General features: G+C 62.4%; 14 protein-coding genes and 1 riboswitch. Of the genes, 5 read left to right on the top strand and 9 right to left on the bottom strand.

Annotated elements, in window-relative coordinates; translation table 11 throughout:
- Positions 1-8 precede the first annotated feature (8 nt).
- Positions 9-1,475: an HDOD domain-containing protein gene (locus G3O01_RS02645; protein WP_205802876.1), complete on the bottom strand. Its 1,467-nt coding sequence runs from the start codon at positions 1,473-1,475 to the stop codon at positions 9-11.
- A 211-nt stretch (positions 1,476-1,686) separates the two neighbouring features.
- Positions 1,687-2,094, bottom strand: coding sequence for a DUF3331 domain-containing protein (locus G3O01_RS02640; protein ID WP_205802875.1), 408 nt, complete (start codon positions 2,092-2,094; stop codon positions 1,687-1,689).
- A 141-nt stretch (positions 2,095-2,235) separates the two neighbouring features.
- On the opposite strand from G3O01_RS02640, the gene G3O01_RS02635 reads away from it, so the two are divergent.
- Complete coding sequence (locus G3O01_RS02635) at positions 2,236-2,895, top strand: TetR/AcrR family transcriptional regulator (protein WP_205803089.1); 660 nt, start codon at positions 2,236-2,238, stop codon at positions 2,893-2,895.
- Positions 2,896-2,930: 35 nt separating this feature from the next.
- Here G3O01_RS02635 and G3O01_RS02630 read toward each other — a convergent pair whose 3' ends face one another.
- Both G3O01_RS02630 and G3O01_RS02625 read right to left on the bottom strand, forming a co-directional pair.
- Positions 2,931-3,215, bottom strand: a complete 285-nt coding sequence (locus tag G3O01_RS02630) for a hypothetical protein (protein WP_241023565.1) — start codon at positions 3,213-3,215, stop codon at positions 2,931-2,933.
- 196 nt (positions 3,216-3,411) lie between these two features.
- Complete coding sequence (locus G3O01_RS02625) at positions 3,412-4,353, bottom strand: LysR family transcriptional regulator (RefSeq protein WP_205802874.1); 942 nt, start codon at positions 4,351-4,353, stop codon at positions 3,412-3,414.
- A 142-nt stretch (positions 4,354-4,495) separates the two neighbouring features.
- Here G3O01_RS02625 and G3O01_RS02620 point away from each other — a divergent pair, with 142 nt between their 5' ends.
- The 3 genes from G3O01_RS02620 (at position 4,496) to G3O01_RS02610 (ending at position 6,187) form a co-directional block, all read left to right on the top strand.
- The gene (locus G3O01_RS02620) at positions 4,496-5,125 is read left to right on the top strand and encodes an isochorismatase family cysteine hydrolase (RefSeq protein WP_205802873.1); all 630 of its coding nucleotides are present in this window, start codon (positions 4,496-4,498) and stop codon (positions 5,123-5,125) included.
- 133 nt (positions 5,126-5,258) lie between these two features.
- The gene (locus G3O01_RS02615; protein ID WP_205802872.1) at positions 5,259-5,903 is read left to right on the top strand and encodes a flavodoxin family protein; all 645 of its coding nucleotides are present in this window, start codon (positions 5,259-5,261) and stop codon (positions 5,901-5,903) included.
- Complete coding sequence (locus G3O01_RS02610; RefSeq protein ID WP_205802871.1) at positions 5,900-6,187, top strand: DUF1330 domain-containing protein; 288 nt, start codon at positions 5,900-5,902, stop codon at positions 6,185-6,187. The genes G3O01_RS02615 and G3O01_RS02610 overlap by 4 nt, the downstream gene beginning before the upstream one ends.
- A gap of 13 nt (positions 6,188-6,200) precedes the next feature.
- Here the strand turns inward: G3O01_RS02610 and G3O01_RS02605 are convergent, their stop codons facing one another.
- The 5 genes from G3O01_RS02605 to G3O01_RS02585 form a co-directional block, all read right to left on the bottom strand.
- Positions 6,201-7,574: a M14 family metallopeptidase gene (locus G3O01_RS02605; RefSeq protein ID WP_205802870.1), complete on the bottom strand. Its 1,374-nt coding sequence runs from the start codon at positions 7,572-7,574 to the stop codon at positions 6,201-6,203.
- A gap of 220 nt (positions 7,575-7,794) precedes the next feature.
- Positions 7,795-9,027, bottom strand: coding sequence for a chromate efflux transporter (chrA, locus tag G3O01_RS02600; protein ID WP_205802869.1), 1,233 nt, complete (start codon positions 9,025-9,027; stop codon positions 7,795-7,797).
- 907 nt (positions 9,028-9,934) lie between these two features.
- Positions 9,935-11,350: a trypsin-like peptidase domain-containing protein gene (locus G3O01_RS02595; protein WP_346779140.1), complete on the bottom strand. Its 1,416-nt coding sequence runs from the start codon at positions 11,348-11,350 to the stop codon at positions 9,935-9,937.
- A gap of 726 nt (positions 11,351-12,076) precedes the next feature.
- Positions 12,077-13,300: a D-amino acid dehydrogenase gene (locus G3O01_RS02590; protein WP_205802867.1), complete on the bottom strand. Its 1,224-nt coding sequence runs from the start codon at positions 13,298-13,300 to the stop codon at positions 12,077-12,079.
- 163 nt (positions 13,301-13,463) lie between these two features.
- A riboswitch (glycine riboswitch) is annotated at positions 13,464-13,553 on the bottom strand.
- 72 nt (positions 13,554-13,625) lie between these two features.
- Positions 13,626-14,546, bottom strand: coding sequence for a LysR family transcriptional regulator (locus G3O01_RS02585; protein WP_346779146.1), 921 nt, complete (start codon positions 14,544-14,546; stop codon positions 13,626-13,628).
- A 425-nt stretch (positions 14,547-14,971) separates the two neighbouring features.
- Between G3O01_RS02585 and G3O01_RS02580 the strand changes: the two genes are divergently transcribed.
- On the top strand, positions 14,972-16,141 hold the full coding sequence (locus G3O01_RS02580) for a porin (RefSeq protein WP_205802865.1): 1,170 nt from the start codon (positions 14,972-14,974) through the stop codon (positions 16,139-16,141).
- Positions 16,142-16,150: the final 9 nt, after the last annotated feature.

Here is a 16,150-nt window from a genome sequence, read left to right as displayed (position 1 = left end):
CCGCATCGTCAAAGCATTTCTGCTTCTTCGAGATTCGCGCCAAAGAAGAAACGGCTCAGCTCGCGCGTGAGTTCGTTGAGGATCGCCATTTCCGGCTGCGTGATCTTGTGCACGGACTGCGCGTCCGTCCAGTCGCCGTAGACGAGCGCAACGGTTGTATCGTTTGCCTTCACGGGCAGCAGCACGAACGCTTGCGCGTCGGCGAGATGCGCCTTGAACCAGTCGGGCAGGCGCGCTTCCATGCGCGGCTCGTGCGCGTTTTCGATAGAGATGCCGACCGGGTTCGCGATGGCCAGATGGAACACATCGGGCTGAAAACCCGCGCCGAAGCTCAGCGTGGGCAGCATGGCTTCCATGTCCTCGCCGAAGCCGATGCGCGCGTGATAGCGCGCATCCGCCTGACGCACGAACACCAACGAGCGCGACAGCGACAACCCCGCCAGAATCGTTTCCGAAGCCAGCGTCAACACGGGCAACAGAGCCTTGCTCGACGGCAGCGCGCGCAAGTCTTCGAGGCCAGCCGAAAGACGCGCCTGCGCGGACTTCCCGCTGCGTACGATCGCATCGGCATGCGCGCGCAGCTCGGAAATCTCCTGCATCAGCCCTTCCTTGCTTTCTTCGTCGATCAACGCGGCGCTGAGCGCGTCGAGCCGCGCCGCGTCCATCCGCAGCGCGTCGGCGTAGAGATTTGCGACGCCGGCAAGCCATGTTTCCAGTTCGTCGCCGGGTGCCTGAGTGACGAGCGCGTTGGCCACTTCCGTCGAATAGCTGTTGACCGCCCGCAGCCAGCGCACATGCTCGGACAGCGGCTCGTCCGACGGTGTGCCGATCGCCTGCATGCCCGCCGAGATCGTGTCGGGCAGACGCCAGCGGCGCGCCGCCTCGCAGCCGATTTCATCGAAGCTCACGCCCAGCAGTACCGAGCATGCCTCGTTGTCGTCGATCTGATCGGTCGCCGCCGTGCGGCGCAGCCGGTCCCATTCGCTTTCCAGATAGAACGCCACCAGCAGCCTGCCGACCTGGCGCATCAGCGCGCACACCACGGCTTCTTCCGCCACGCGCAGATCGACACCTTCCGTGATGCGCCGCGCAACCGTTCCGCATAGCAGCGCACGGTTGAGTTCGAGCTTCGCGTCGATGCGGTGCGGCGCGCTTTGATGGAAGTGATCGACGATCTTCATGCCGACCACCAGATGGCCGACGGTATCCATGCCGAGCACCATCAGCGCACGCGTGACCGTGGTGATATTGCCGCCGAATGCGAGATACATCGCCGAATTGGCGAGGCGCAGCACCTTCTGCGTGAGGCCGACATCCGAAAGCACGACCTGCACGAGCGACGTGAAGTCCAGATCGTCGTTGTTCATCGCCGACACGGTGGTGCGCAACGCCTGCGAGAGCATCGGGAAGTCCCCGCGCTCGCTCATGCGTGCCCACAGTTTTTCCAGCAATTCGGACTTGACGACGGGGGACATCTGATGGTGGTGATCGATTACGGATTCGTTGAAAGACTACAGCGGCACCCGTGATTAAAACACAACCCGTCGTCCGTCACTGCGCCCGCAAGCCGTCGACAGACCACAAACTGCCTGTCCTTACGCGATTGCGCATTATTTCAAAGTCTTTCCGTGTCGTCATTGCGCGACAGCAGGCCGGTTTCGACTGCCCGAACGTCGGAAACGGGCCTCAGAAATCGATGCCCGACGCGACGATCATCGCGCCCGCATTGCCCGGCGGCGCGCCGTTAGCGCGTGGACAGTAGACCGTTTCGCCCGCCTCGATCGTGCGGCCCGTCAGCACGCATGTGCCCGCCCGCCGCGCGATGTTCACGCGCCATGTCTGGTAACCGTAATGTCCCGTGCGCGCGTCGCACCACGAGACCGTCAGCGTCTGCGCGGTCGGTTTGTCGAGCACCCGCACGGTCGGCTGGCTGCGGCCGTCCCAGTACGCGGCCATGCGCGGCCTGCGCCGGGCCGGACGCGGCGCGGCCACGGGTTCCGGTGCGGGTTGCCGCCTGACGTCGAAGTCGCGGATCGCCGTGACAGTCTGGCACCAGACATCGGCGCGCTCTTGAATCCGTATGCGCTCAGACATGATTAATTCAACACTTGATGAATATCAAGATCGTAGCGTCGGCGGGAGCGCGTGTCAAACGGTGACGCCGGGCCTCTGCCGCTCCGGTTTGGGCGCTCGGTTACACTCACGCCTGATCTGACGATCGGCAAGCTCATTGGGATGAAAGACGTGACGGCAGCAGTGGAACCCCAGCAGGAAAAAAAGCGTGCGCGCGGACGCCCGGCGTCGAGCGCGTCGGTCGGGCCGGACGTGATCCTGCGCAATGCACGCAAGTCGTTCGGCAAGCGGGGGTTCGAGGCGACCAGCGTGCGCGAGATCGCGCGCGATTCAGGCGTCGATGCGGCGTTGATCGCACATCATTTCGGATCGAAAGAAACCTTGTGGCTCGCCGTCGTCGAACAGATCGGCGAGCAGATGGCGCCGATGATCGACGCGACGTCGGCGTTGCGGACGGCGCCGCTCGGCGCGCGCGCCCGCGTGGAAAACGCGCTCGCTACCTTCATCGATGCCGTGTTCGACGATCCCGACGTCGGTATTTTCTTCTCCACGGCAGCGACGGAAGAAGGCGAGCGGCTGACTGTGCTGATCGAGCGGCTGGTGCGCCCGTATCACGACGCGCTCGTGCCCCTCTTCGCCGATGCCGCGCGGCAAGGCGAGCTGAAGGTCAAGGACGCGAACCTGATGTTTTTCATGCTGCTGAACGCGATCAGCAAGACGGTTGCGTATAGCCACCTGATGCGGGCATTTTCGTCGCTGCCCGAGCACGAGAAGAAGTTCAAACGGATGGTGCTGGAGACCGCGCTCGGCATGCTCGGCTAGCCGGGCTGCGCGGCGGAAGGCGAGCGGGAGGTTTCTCAGACAGGAGCCGCCCGGCGAGCCTGATACAGCGTTTCCCGTTCGAGCAGATCGAGCAACGCAATCACCCGCTGCCGCTGGGTCGCCACCAGATCGTAAGTCTGCGCGAGCTTGCGCAGGCGCTTCGCCCAGTATTCGTAGTCGAGCTTCGACACGTCGTCCGTTTCCGTCCGCCGCACCACGTACTGCACCATTCTCTCCAGATGGCCCAGTTCCACGTCCGCAAGACTCGCTGAACGCAGCGTGCCGACATCCGCCGGCGTTTCCATTCCTGTTGCTGCCATGTTGCCCCCGATCGTCATTCGCAGCTGCCTGGCGAGTCACACCCGGCTCTTTTCAGACAACGATACCGCCGCTTTTCGACCAGGCTTTACCCTGCGTCTCAGTTCGGCGCGCAGCGGGTTGCAACGCAACGTGGGGGTGCGGCCGTATTCGGGCGCACAGCAGTCAGACAAGGCATATCGCAAACGATTGCGACCGCTACGAAGTCCGCTCGACGGCAAACTTTTTATACGGCGCAAAACGCGTATCGCCATGCAGCCGCGAAAAGACTTCGATCAGGTGATCGGTGAATAGCCGCACCTTCTGCGACGGCTGCGCGCCTTCCGGAAAAACCGCGTGTATCGGCGCGGACGGCAGCCGGTAGTCGTCGAGCACCGTCACCAGTTGTCCCGAGCGCAGTTCCGGCTCGCTTAGCCACTGCTTGGCCATCGCGATGCCAAGACCTTCGCGCGCGCACGCAACCACGCCCTCCGATGCCCCGACGAACACCCGCGCGCGCACCTTGATCGACATGGGAATGCCGTCGTGCTCGAAGGTCCATGTTTCGTGCGAGGTGCCTAACGGGCCGGTGATCAGATCGTGCGCAGCGAGGTCATCGAGCGTTGCGGGAACGCCGCGCTCTTTCAGGTAAGCGGGTGACGCGACCAGCATGCGCGGCACCATGCCTATCTTGCGCGCGCCGAAGCCGGAATCTTCCAGCTCGCCGAAGCGCACGGCGAGATCGGCGCCCTCGGCGATCAGATCCTGAATGCTGTCGGACGTCAGCAATTCGACGCGCAACGCGGGATGCGCTTTAAGGAACGCGGGCAGACCCGGAATCAGCGTGCGCGTGGCGACGATGGCCGAGGTCGCCACACGCAGCACGCCGCTCAGCCCGCCGACATGCCGTGCTTCGTCGTCGGCTTCTTCGAGTTCGCGCAGCAGCTTGCGGGCGCGTTGCAGGAACGCCTTGCCCGCTTCCGTCGGCACGATGTTGCGTGTGCTTCGCAGCAGCAGCGTCGTGCCGAGCCGTGCTTCGAGCTCGGACACGATGCGCGATACGGAAGGCTGCGACAACCCGAGTTCGCGCGCCGTCGCGGAGAAGCTGCCCGTTTCGGCAGCGCGCACGAACACATGCAGTTCCTGGAATCGATCACTCATTTGCTTCACGAATAGGTGTTGTTCGCCGCGAGCCCGTAGTACGGCGAATGCGGCTCATACATGATGCCACCAACAGCCACGCGGTTCAGTTCGACGGTTCGAACGCTTTCCGCTGTTGGCGCATCTATCCAGGACTTGCGAAATGAACGACCGTATCTATCCCGCTTCCACCACGGCACTCGTGCTCATCGACGTGCTGAACGACTTTCTCGCCGACGACGGCAAACTGCACGGCTCGATCGCGCCGATGCTCGACAAGACAGGTTTCGTCGCGCACGTCGCGCAACTGCTCGAAGGCGCGCGCGCAGCCGGCGTGAAGATCTTCTTCGCGCCGCACGGCACCGACGAGCACAGCTTCGACGACATCAAACACGTTCATCCGCGCATGCAATGGGCGCTCGCCAATGAGGTGCTGCGCAAAGGGACCTACGGCGCGGACTTCTACGCGCCGTTTCGCCCGCGTGAAGGCGAGATCGTGGTGAGCCATCACCGGATGTTCGACTCGTTTATCGGCACGGACCTGGAAGCGCAACTGCGGGCCAACGGCATCGAGCAGGTCGTGCTGGCGGGTCTGACGTCGCAGACGTGTATCGAAGGCACGGGCCGTCATGCGCTCGAAGCCGGTTTCCACGTGACGTTCATCACTGATGCCGTCGCCGACTTTACGGAGGCGGCGCACGAGGCCGCGCTCACGATTTCGTATCCGACGTTCGGCCACGATGCAATGACCGCCGCCGAATTTCTCGAAGCCGTCGATTCCGTCGCCGCGTAAGACTTCCCCGCGGAAGGCGCCGCCGCATGGCAAGCCGTGCTGCAGGTTCGGCGGCGGCACGTTCATCTGTTTCATTTATTTCGTCTGTTACCCGATCGGGCAACGCAGAACGGGCGTCTCACCACCAAACGACATGCAATCCACCACCACTCAAGGCGACGTCACGATCGCGATCGTGTTTCATAGCGGCTATGGCCACACCGCGCGTCAGGCGCAAGCCGTCAGCGAAGGCATTGCGCAAACGCCCGGCGCGAAGGCGTTGTTGCTCAACGTCGAGCAGGCGCAAAGCGAATGGACCGCGCTCGAATCCGCCGACGCGATCGTGTTCGGCGCACCGACGTACATGGGCAGCGCATCGGCTGCGTTCAAGGCGTTCATGGACGCCAGCTCCGGCGCATTCTTCAAAAATGCGTGGCAAGACAAGCTCGCGGCCGGCTTCACGAACTCCGCATCGCGCTCGGGCGACAAGCTCGCCACCTTGATGCAGTTCGCGATCTTCGCGGCGCAGCACGGCATGCACTGGATCAGCCTCGGCTTGCCGCCCGGCAATAACAACTCGCGCGGCAGCGAACAGGATGCGAACCGGCTCGGCTTCTTTCTCGGCGCCGCTGCGCAGTCGAACGCCGATGAAGGCGCGGACACCGCGCCGCCTCAAGCCGATCTGGACACGGCCCGGCATCTTGGACAACGCGTCGCGCAAGCGGCCATCCAGTTTGCGCGCGGACGGCTCGCGTCACGCGAACTCGAGATTTCAGCTCAGGAAGGAGAAAAGTCTTGACGGCTTATATGATCTTCACGCGTGAAAGCACGCAGGACCAGACGGCGCTCGATGCGTACCGCGCAAAGGTGCGCGACACCTTCGACGGTTACACATACAAGCTGCTCGCCGCTTATGGCACGCAGCAGGTGCTCGAGGGCGAGCCGGCAGAAGCGACCGTCGTGCTTGAATTTCCCTCGCTTGCAGTGGCGCGCGCCTGGTACGACAGCGATGCCTATCAGGAAGTCGCGCAACACCGGCTCAAAGGATCGCGCCACCGCGTCGTGCTGGTCGAAGGACTTTGAGCCGCTGGCACATTCAGTTAGCCGCCACGCAAAACGCCAGCAACCCTGCCGTGATTTCGTCGATGATCTGCTTCATCTCCGCATACGGCGGATGGAATGGCGTCGGGTTGTCGGGGCTGCCCCATTCGATCGTATAGGAGAACACCTTGGCCTTCTTCGCATCGATGATGTGCCGGCTGAACGCGTAGTCGTCCGATGTGCCCGCCGTCGGGTACAGGCTCATCGACTGCTCGGTCTTGTACACGCGCCCGCGCGACGCCTTGATTGCATCGCGCATTTCGTTCGCGAGCGACACGGCGATCTTCTTGTCCGCCGTTTCGATGTACTCGCGATACGCCTTGTCGTTTGCGATGCCGCGCTTGCCGTCGTAGGCGGCATTCTGGAAGTTCATGTCGGGATGACTGCTCTGGTTTTCGTCGTCGCCCCAGTTGTACAGGATGTCTTCCGAGTAGCTGTGCAGATCGACGAAATAGCGGATGTTCGGGTAGGTATCGAACATCCACACGGCGTTCTTCGTTTCCGGTTCCGACTCGGCGGCGGGACCGATATAGACCTCGTAATCGCAGGGATCGGTGGAATTGGTGATCGGGCTTTCGGGATCGAAGTACTGCGGGAAATTCCACAGAAAGTTGTAGTTGCGATTGATATCGACACCGCAGCACTGCGGCCTGGTGTGCCCCGCTGGCGCGGGCCGGCGGTTCTTGCGCCACATCGACTCCGTGGTCATGCTGTAGTGGCGGCCATCGGGATTCGCTTGCGGAAACACGAACAGGTCTTTCGTTTCGACCACATGCTTGAGGTCCGCCGCCGTGAACGTGCGGCTGCCGATCTTGATCGGCGTGTGCGTGTTGTAGGCATTGGCCAGCAGTTGCACGAAATGGATCAGGATATCGGGACTGCCCCATTCGCGCGCGTGAACGCCGCCCAGCAAATAGATGCCGGGACGCCCCGCACCGCTTCCCTTGCCGATCTTCAGCGCGTGGCACGTGCGCTTTTCCCATGTGGGATGCGGCAGCTTGATCAGCTTCGTGAAGGCATCGTTCGGCGCGACGCTGGCGGCTGCGAGCGCCGCCTCGACTTGCGTGACATCGAGATATCCACCGCCCGCCGCAACTGATAACGCTTCCAGTGCGTGCGGCTGCGCCGTCTGCGCACGCGTCTCGGCCTGCCGCGCCCTGCCCTGCGCTTCCGAATCCTCCAGACGCTCGACCTTGTAGCCCGCCGCTTCGAGCGCCTTGATCTGCGTATCCGTTGCGTGCGCGTCGACGCGATAGCCGTTGTGGACCTGCTCGATCGTGTGGCGCGCAACCGTCACCTTGTATTTCGTCACGAGATCGGCCAAGGCCGCCTGATCCTTACCCGTGATGCGTGCGTGATAGCGGGACATGTTCACTCTCCTGTGACGCATGGGTGGGCCATCGCGTGGCCCTTCTGAACGAGAACGGCGCACGGCGCGGTCATTTCAATCGCGGGCGGTGTTCATCACTCTGACGGCAGTCACGCAGGGCTGCACCCGCGTAGCGGCCTGCTATTGATATGAATAAAGCAGCGGAGCGCCGCTAACCGTTATAGGTCACGCAATGGAATGCGTGTTACGCGACACTGCATCAATACAGGAACGCCTCGGCAATTCCGGCCGCCGCGCACAGGAGCACGACGAACAGCGGCGAGATACGCCAGCGCGTGAGCAGCAACAGCGCGATCACGGCGACGGCGAAGTCGATGGGAGACAGCACCGCGCTCGTCCAGACGGGCGAATGAAACGCGCTCGCCAGCAAGCCGACCACCGCGGCATTCGCGCCAGCCAGCAACGCCGCCACGGCGGGTCGCGCGCGCAACGCCTGCCAGTGCGGCAACACGGCAATCACAAGCAGCAAACCCGGCAGAAAGATGCCCAGGATCGCGCACAGCGCGCCGAAAGCGTGATGCGCAGGCGGGCTCATGATCCAGCCCAGATACGACGCGAACGTAAAGAGCGGACCCGGGACGGCCTGCGCTGCGCCATAGCCTGCGAGAAAGTCGGTTGCCGATACCCAGCCGCTCGTGACAGTTGCCTGTTGCAACAGCGGAAGCACCACATGCCCGCCGCCGAACACGAGTGCGCCGCAACGGTAGAACACGTCGAACAGCCTCAGCAGCCATGCGGAAGGAAGAAGCGCTTCCAGCGCGGGCAAGCCTGCCAGCAGCACGCAAAACAGCGCGAGCGCGATGCCGCTGGCCGAGCGCGGCAGCGCGAACGCGTGTGCGTCGCGGGACGCGCTGTGTGGATTCGCTGTAGCGGGAATCCGGCAAAAAACGAGTCCAAGCAGCGCGCCGCCACCGATCACGAAGATCTGCGCGTAGACGGTATCGAGCACGCTGAGCACGGCAAGCGCGGCGAGCGCGATAGCGGCGCGCGGACCATCGGGACAGAGTCGTCGCGCCATGTCCCAGATGGCCTGTGCGACGATTGCGACGGCGACGAGTTTCAGCCCATGGACGAGGCCCGCGCCGATTGTGTTGTCGAGCGAGCGCGCGACGCTCGCATAGGCCGCCATCAGCAGCGCGGACGGCAATGTGAAGCCGAGCCATGCCGCGGCGCCGCCCCACCATCCCGCGCGCAACAGACCGATCGAGAAACCGACCTGACTGCTTGCCGGGCCTGGCAGGAATGAGCACAGCGCGAACAGATCGCTGAAGGTTGCGTCGTCGACCCAACGCCGGCGCTCGACGAACTCGCGGCGAAAGTAGCCGATGTGTGCGATCGGGCCGCCGAAGCAGGTGCAGCCCAATCGCAGGAAGACGCATAGCACTTCGAATGCCGTGTGCTGTTCGCTGCGCGATGTGGTGGGGTTTTTCATGCGGTTTTTTGGGGTGGATGTGATGCCGCTGGCGGTGGCGGGTCGCGGGCGGGCGGTCGGCCGTGGCGCATCACTCTAGCGTAATTGGTTTGCTTGTGTTGCCCCTTGGGCGGGGCGGCATTTGGTTTGGTTTTGTTTGGTTTGGTTTTGTTTGGTCTTGTTGTCGCTGGCATCCGCGTTTTGTTACTGGTGCTTCAGGCGTTGCCCCTGTGCGGGGCGGCACTTACTTTCTTTGCCGCCGCAAAGAAAGTAAGCAAAGAAAGCGGGCTAACACCGCCCGCTCTTGACCGTTGCCTGAGGGCCCCCAACGGTTCCTCTACTTCAAACGGCAACTTCTCAGTCACCGCGCGTTGCCAACGCCTCGAACAGGCGCCTCACCCACTTCAATCACCCGTAGCACAGCCAGCGACAGCGAATGGTGACGGCCGCCCAGGTGGCAAACTGTGTGTAGGTCATAGTGCTCCACGCCTTGGCGCACTTACGACACCGATCGTGCTTTTCAGTGCGGAGTGATGTGTGTACGCCGCGTAAGCCTACACACAGTTTGCCGCTATAGAACGTGGGCGATTTGATCGCGCATGTGGCGACGCGGGAGCATGAAGCGGGTGAGGCGCCTATTCGGAGCGTTGGCAACGGGCAGTGAATATCAAGGTGCCGTTTGAAGCGGAGGAACCGTTGGGGGCCCTCAGGCGGTGGTCAAGAATTGGCGGTGTTCAGCGGCTTTCTTTTGCCTACTTTTCTTTGCCGCGGCAAAGAAAAGTAGGTGCCGCCCCGCACAGGGGCGACGCGTGAAGCAGGCAAGACAAATCGCGGATGCCAGCGAAAACAAAAGCAAACCGACCGAGCGCCGCAAGACAAGTCAATAACAAAATCGCGAATGCGAGCAAAACCAAAACCAAAACCAGAACTACTTCAACTCAACAGTAACAAAACTCCTCGCATGATCGCGCTGAATCAACAACGCCGCCTTCTTCCCCGCCTTCGCCGCGAGCGCGGCCAGTTCATCCTGTGACGCGATCAGGGTACCGTTCAACGACAACACCACATCCCCCGGCTTGATCCCCGCATTACCCGCGGTCCCCGATACGTCATCGACCATCAACCCCTGAGCGAGCCCCGTCGAGCGCCGTTCTTCGTCCGTCAGCGGATGCATGTTGAGGCCGAGATGATCGAGCGGCCCAACATCGCTCACGCCCGTGCTCGCATATTGCGTCGCGCCCGTCGCGCCAACCACCACCGTCATCTGCTTGCGATTGCGGATCAGTTTCACAGGAACTTTCGCGCCCGGCTGCGGCGCCACGTCCGGGTCGGACAGATCCGCGCCGTGCTCGATCGGTTTGTCGCCAACCTGCACGATCACATCGCCGGGTTTCAGCTTGCTCGTGGCGGCTGGACTGCCCGGCTCGACGGCAATCACCAGCGCACCCGACGCGCGCGGCAGGCCAAACGCACCCGCAAGTCCCGGATCGACGTCCTGCACCTGCATGCCGAACGCGCCATGCGCATCACCGTCCTGAGAACGCTGCTGTGCCTGCAACTGCGCGCGCACCTTGTTCGCCATGCTGATCGGAATCGCGAACGTCAGGCTCTGGAAACGATCGCCGTCGGCGTAAACCTGAACGTGTATACCGACCACTTCGCCCGCGCGATTGAACACAGGGCCGCCCGAGTTGTCGGGATTCAACGCGCCGTTGGTCTGGAAGAACGGAAACGTCGTGCCATCGGCAAGCGTGCGCGACGTCGCGCTGACGATGCCAGCCGTCACCGTGTTCTGATAGTTGTCCGGCGAACCGATCGTCAGCACCTGCTCGCCGACACGCACGCGCGTCGAATCGCCGAGCTTGACGACAGGCAGCTTCGCCGCATCGATCTGGATCACGGCGACGTCGCTTTGTCCGTCGACGGCCACCACTCTCGCCTTGAACTCGCGCCGGTCAGTCAGGCGAACGGTCACGTCGTCCGAACCGTCGACGACATGCGCGGTGGTGAGAATCAAACCGTTCGGGCTGACGATGAAACCCGATCCCACACCCGACATCGCGCGCGGCGTGCTGCCCTGCCCGTCTTGCGACTGCGGCATGGCCTGCTTGAAAAACGCGAAGAGCGGATCGTCACCGTCGATCGCTTCGGAACTCGCGCCCGATGCACCCGACGCGCCCGACGCGGGCGCCGGGGCCGCGGGTGCCGCAGCCGGCGCGAGCGGCTTCTCCGGCAGGATCGCGCGAATGTTCACCACCGCAGGTCCGTAGCGCTCGACTATCGTCGGGAAATCGATCGGCGCGTTCGCGCTCGCAGTCGCGGATGCCACACGCTTCTCTTTCACTGGCGCCGATGCAGGCGATGGTGCGGAAGCCGCGACAGCATGCGGTGCGATCGCTTGCGCGTCGACGCAGAGAGGACCGGTGAGACATGCCGTTGTCACGGCAGTGTAAAACCAGGTGCGGTATAGGGTCGGGCGGGTCGAGTAAAACACAGCGCACCTCCATGGCGTTCGTTATGCCTGGCACTGTGAGGAAATTATTTCGCGCGCGGCGGCTGGCGACTGTGACGTAGCACACCGAATAATCCGAAAACCAATCGGAGCCCGACAACCGGCGCGATGCATAGCGCATGTCGCTCCCACCACGTGCGCGGTGGAATGCGAACGACCCTTTGTACTTGTTGCGTTGGGTCGAAGCCAGCGTGAGTGTGAGTTGCATGTTTGCCCGCAATGGACAATCAGGGACGCGAACGGTTGACCCGTTCGTCCTGATTTATTTATAGAGAGCCAGCGCGAAAATTGCAGCGAGTACAAATCCTGGCGTGCGTGAATGGCGCTGCTGCCGGTACGCTGATAGTCCGATGAACGCGCGTTGCTACACCGCTATCGCGTGCATGCCGTCATGCACAACGCGTCGTCCGTTTGTGTCAGTGTCATGTCGATGGAATGGGCGGTCAGACGCTCGCAGCAATGCATGTTCGCAAACGAGCACGTCCGTTGCATTACGGTTCGACTTCGAACGTCCAGGCCGCCCGTTTGAGCGCGTTTCCGGCGTGTTCTTGTACGCGCCTATCGACTCGCCGCCGACACCGCCTGCGCAACACCCTCCGCCGTCGCCGCCGACAGCGTCCAGCCGAGGTGGCCGTGGCCCGTGTTGTAGAACACCCCGCGGCGCTTGCCGCGTCCGACCTTCGGCAGCATGCTGGGCAACATCGGACGCAAGCCCGCCCACGGAATGACGCGCGCAGTCGATACGCCCGGGAAATGTTCACGGGTCCACCGCACAAGCGGCTCGATGCGGTCCGAGCGGATATCGCGATTAAAACCGTTTATCTCCGCCGTCCCCGCCACGCGAAAGCGGTCCGCGCCGAGCCGGCTGGTGACGATTTTCGCGCTGTCGTCGAGCAGGCTCACCCAGGGCGCATGCGCCTGGCTCTTCGCGTCGTCGAGACAAACGGTGATCGAGTAGCCCTTCACGGGATACACGTTCACGTGATCGCCGACCATCGACGCGAACGCGCGGCTGCCGACGCCCGCGCAGATCACAAGGCTGTCGAACGCGGCCGTATCGCGTTGCCCTTGCGTCTCGCTCGCCACCACCAGCCGCCCGGTGCTTTCCTCGTGAATCGACTCCACTGCGGTCTCGTAGCGAAACTCGACGCCGTGCCGCACGCACGCGTCGGCGAGACCGCGCGTGAACTTGTGGATGTCGCCCGTCGAATCCGACGGCGTGAAAAAGCCGCCATGGAACTCGCCTTGCAGCGTGGGTTCGATCGAACGGATTTCTTCCGGCGTGACGGAGCGCCGGTCAAGTCCGCCTTCGCGCAGCAGCGCGTTGACCTTCAGCGCGGACTCGTACTCCTTGCGCGTCGCGTAGAAATGCAGGATGCCGCGGCGCTCGCAATCGAAGTCGATGCCCTCGCGCTGCGCAATGCCGAACAGATGCTCGCGCGCGGCGATCGCGAGGCGCACGGTTTCGATCGTGTTCGCGCGGTAGTGCGGAATCTGCCGCATGAACTCGCCGATCCAGCTGTACTTGTGCCAGTTGGGACGCGGGTTCATCAGCAGCGGCGCGTCGCGCGTGAACATCCAGCGCAGCCCCTTGATGATGGTCGCGCGGCTGTTCCAGACTTCCGCGTTGCTCGCCGACAGCTGCCCGCCGTTGGCAAACGACGTTTCCATCGCCGCATAGCGGTGACGTTCGAAGACGGTGACGCGATAGCCGCGTTGCGCAAGGGCGTAAGCGGTCGTGACGCCGGTAATCCCGGCGCCGATGATGGCGATTCGTGACATGACATGGTCCAGAGTTCGTTGAGCATCGCCGGCCGCGCTTCATGCAGTTGCTGCTGCCGGCGCCGATGCCCCATCTGTCCATGTACCTGAGAGTTTCGCCTGCGCGCCGCGAACGGCGGAGGCTCCCCTTCGGTGGGCGCACGTGGCGCCGCTCTCCAGATGTTCCTGCTGCACGGTCCTTTTGCCTGAGAGTTTCCGGGGCGGTTGCTCCGTCGGCGTCGTCGCGATGGACGATCTCTCCCGTGCTGCGTTGTGGAACAGTGCGACATTACCGAAGCAAAAAGCGGCTGGCAAGTCCCGCATCCGATATTTCGGCACGCAGCGCTCAGCCGGACATGACGTTGGCCCGTGGCGCGACCGGCGCAAAGCCGCGGCGAAAGTACTCGACCGTGAAATCCACGAAGGTCCGCACCTTCGCCGCAACGTGCCGCCGCCCGGGATACACGAGCGACAGTTCCTTGTGGCCGTTGGTCACCCGATACTGCGCCAGCACAGGCAACAGCGCGCCGTTTGCAATGTCGCCCGCCACATAGTCTTCGGGCAGGATCGCGACGCCCATATCGGCAAGCACGAGTTGCCTGAGCATGATCATGCTATTGACCTTGCACACGGAATCGAGATTCAGCGTTTCCTCGCGCCCGTCCGTGCTCGCAAACGACCAGTCGGCGCCATGCATGTCCCGCGACGGCGCGAGAAAACTGTGCGTTGCGAGCTGCTCGAGCGAGGTCGGCGCGCCGTACCGGTCGGTGTAACCGGGTGACGCGACCATGACCGGCCGCACCGACAGCAAGGGACGCTTGACCAGCGTGCTGCCGTTTACCTGCCACGACGCGACGATACCGACGTCGAAACCCTCTTCGACGAGATCGACGGTGTCGTGCAGCAGCGTGATGTCCAGCTTCACCTTCGGATGACGCATCCGGTAGCGGTGCAGCAAAGGCGCAAGTGCCGCCAGCGAAAACGACGCGGACGCCGCGACCTTGAGCGTGCCCGTCGGTTCGCCTGCTCCTTCCGTCACGGCCGATTCCATCGAATCCAGCAACTCCATCAGTTGCTGGCAACCTCTTGCGTAGACACGGCCCGCTTCCGTCAACGAAACGCTGCGCGTGGTGCGGTTGACGAGGCGTGCATCGAGATGTGCCTCCAGGAGTGCGACGTAGCGCGTGACGACGGCATTGGACAGATTGAGACTCGATGCAGCTCGACTAAAGGAGTTGTTCTCAGCGACTCTCAAAAATATACGCATTGCCTGCAACTGATTCAGCATGATCGATGGTAATAAAACAGACTATTTACGCTTAAAAACGCCTATAAATCTCATAATAATTAGGACGCCGTTTTATATTTCAGCAATACGATTATCACCCATATGCCAGCGCCTTGTAGCGGCACAACAACATCCAATTCTAAAAATTACCTTGCGGACCGCCATTATCGAGACAGGTTTTATTTTTCAATACATCAATTTACCGATATTTATTTATTTTAATTCGAATTGCTAAAAAAATATTTTCAACTAATTTCCGCGAATCAATTTCGATCCGGCATCTATAGTTCGCCATGCCGTGAGCGACGTATGCCCCGAAACTGCCAGGCCACGCATCGCGGCTACCTCGCATATGGCAGACAGTGCATTCATTCGAATTGGCAGGCTCAGTACGGAACACACACATGAAAAAAACCACCTTGATTTTCGCGGCTGCTTCGGCGGCCTTCGCGAGTGCAGCGCACGCGCAGAGCAGCGTCACGCTCTACGGCATCATCGATGCGGGCCTGAGCTGGGTCAGCAATGAAGCCTCTCGCAGTTCGCCCGTCTCGCCAAACGGTCTGACGGACGGCAAGTCGATGTTCGGCATGACGGGCGGCAATCTCCAGCAAAGCCGCTGGGGTCTGCGCGGCTCGGAGGATCTCGGTGGCGGCCTGAAGACGGTCTTCAACCTCGAAAGCGGGTTCGACATCACCAATGGCAAACTGGCCAATAGCAGCTTCTTTAACCGCCAGGCATACGTTGGTCTGTCCAGCAGCGATTTCGGCACGCTGAGCTTCGGCCGGCAATACGACTCGGTCGTCGATTACCTCGGCCCGATCTCCGCCGCCGGTTCCTGGGGCGGCACGTACTTCGCGCACCGCGGCGACAACGACAATCTCGACAACACCTTCAGCATTAGCAACTCGGTCAAGTACCAGAGCGCGAACTACGCGGGCTTCTCGCTCAGCGCGCTGTACGGGTTCTCGAACCAGGCGAACGGCTTCTCGAACAACCGCGCTTATAGCGTCGGCGCCGGCTACCAGTACGCCGGCCTTCAATTCGCGGCTGCCTATCTGCAGGTTCAGGGGCTGAATTCCGGCAACACGGCTGGTGCAGTGCAGAACCTCCCGACGTTCGCCTCGACAAATCTTCCGGGCATCCAGAACCAGCGTACGTGGGGCATCGGCGCAAGCTATGCGATCGGACCGGCAACCGTCGGTGCGGTGTACACGCAGACCCGCTATCAGGACAACATCGCCGACGCTTCGGTGCGGTACAACAACTACGAAGTCAATGCCCGCTACAGCATGACGGCGGCGCTGAGCCTCGGCGCGGCGTACACCTATACGCAAGGCCTGCGTAACACGCCGGGCACGTCGCCGACGGGCAATCGCGCAGCACACTGGAACCAGTTTGGCGTCCTGGCAGACTACGCGCTGTCGAAGCGCACCGACTTCTACGCCGAAAGCGTGATGCAGATCGGCGCGGACAATCAGGTGGGCACGAACCTCACGCAGATCAACGGCACCGCGGCACCCTCCACGAGCAAGAGCCAATACGTCGTTTCGGCAGGTATTCGTCACCGGTTCTGATCGGCTGAT

Source organism: Burkholderia sp. Ac-20365 (assembly GCF_017104715.1).
Classification (GTDB): domain Bacteria; phylum Pseudomonadota; class Gammaproteobacteria; order Burkholderiales; family Burkholderiaceae; genus Paraburkholderia.
Note: the sequence above shows the minus strand (reverse complement) of the source record. Positions and strands in the feature narration are given on the sequence as shown.

Bases quoted from the DNA above. Each gene is read 5' to 3' on its own strand.
- G3O01_RS02605 (WP_205802870.1), bottom strand. From the start codon at position 7,574: ATGTCCCGCTATCACGCACGCATCACGGGTAAGGATCAGGCGGCCTTG.
- G3O01_RS02645 (WP_205802876.1), bottom strand. From the start codon at position 1,475: ATGTCCCCCGTCGTCAAGTCCGAATTGCTGGAAAAACTGTGGGCACGC.
- G3O01_RS02585 (WP_346779146.1), bottom strand. From the start codon at position 14,546: ATGCGTATATTTTTGAGAGTCGCTGAGAACAACTCCTTTAGTCGAGCT.
- G3O01_RS02580 (WP_205802865.1), top strand. From the start codon at position 14,972: ATGAAAAAAACCACCTTGATTTTCGCGGCTGCTTCGGCGGCCTTCGCG.
- G3O01_RS02640 (WP_205802875.1), bottom strand. From the start codon at position 2,094: ATGTCTGAGCGCATACGGATTCAAGAGCGCGCCGATGTCTGGTGCCAG.
- G3O01_RS02620 (WP_205802873.1), top strand. From the start codon at position 4,496: ATGAACGACCGTATCTATCCCGCTTCCACCACGGCACTCGTGCTCATC.
- G3O01_RS02615 (WP_205802872.1), top strand. From the start codon at position 5,259: ATGCAATCCACCACCACTCAAGGCGACGTCACGATCGCGATCGTGTTT.
- G3O01_RS02625 (WP_205802874.1), bottom strand. From the start codon at position 4,353: ATGAGTGATCGATTCCAGGAACTGCATGTGTTCGTGCGCGCTGCCGAA.
- chrA (WP_205802869.1), bottom strand. From the start codon at position 9,027: ATGAAAAACCCCACCACATCGCGCAGCGAACAGCACACGGCATTCGAA.
- G3O01_RS02630 (WP_241023565.1), bottom strand. From the start codon at position 3,215: ATGGCAGCAACAGGAATGGAAACGCCGGCGGATGTCGGCACGCTGCGT.
- G3O01_RS02635 (WP_205803089.1), top strand. From the start codon at position 2,236: ATGAAAGACGTGACGGCAGCAGTGGAACCCCAGCAGGAAAAAAAGCGT.
- G3O01_RS02590 (WP_205802867.1), bottom strand. From the start codon at position 13,300: ATGTCACGAATCGCCATCATCGGCGCCGGGATTACCGGCGTCACGACC.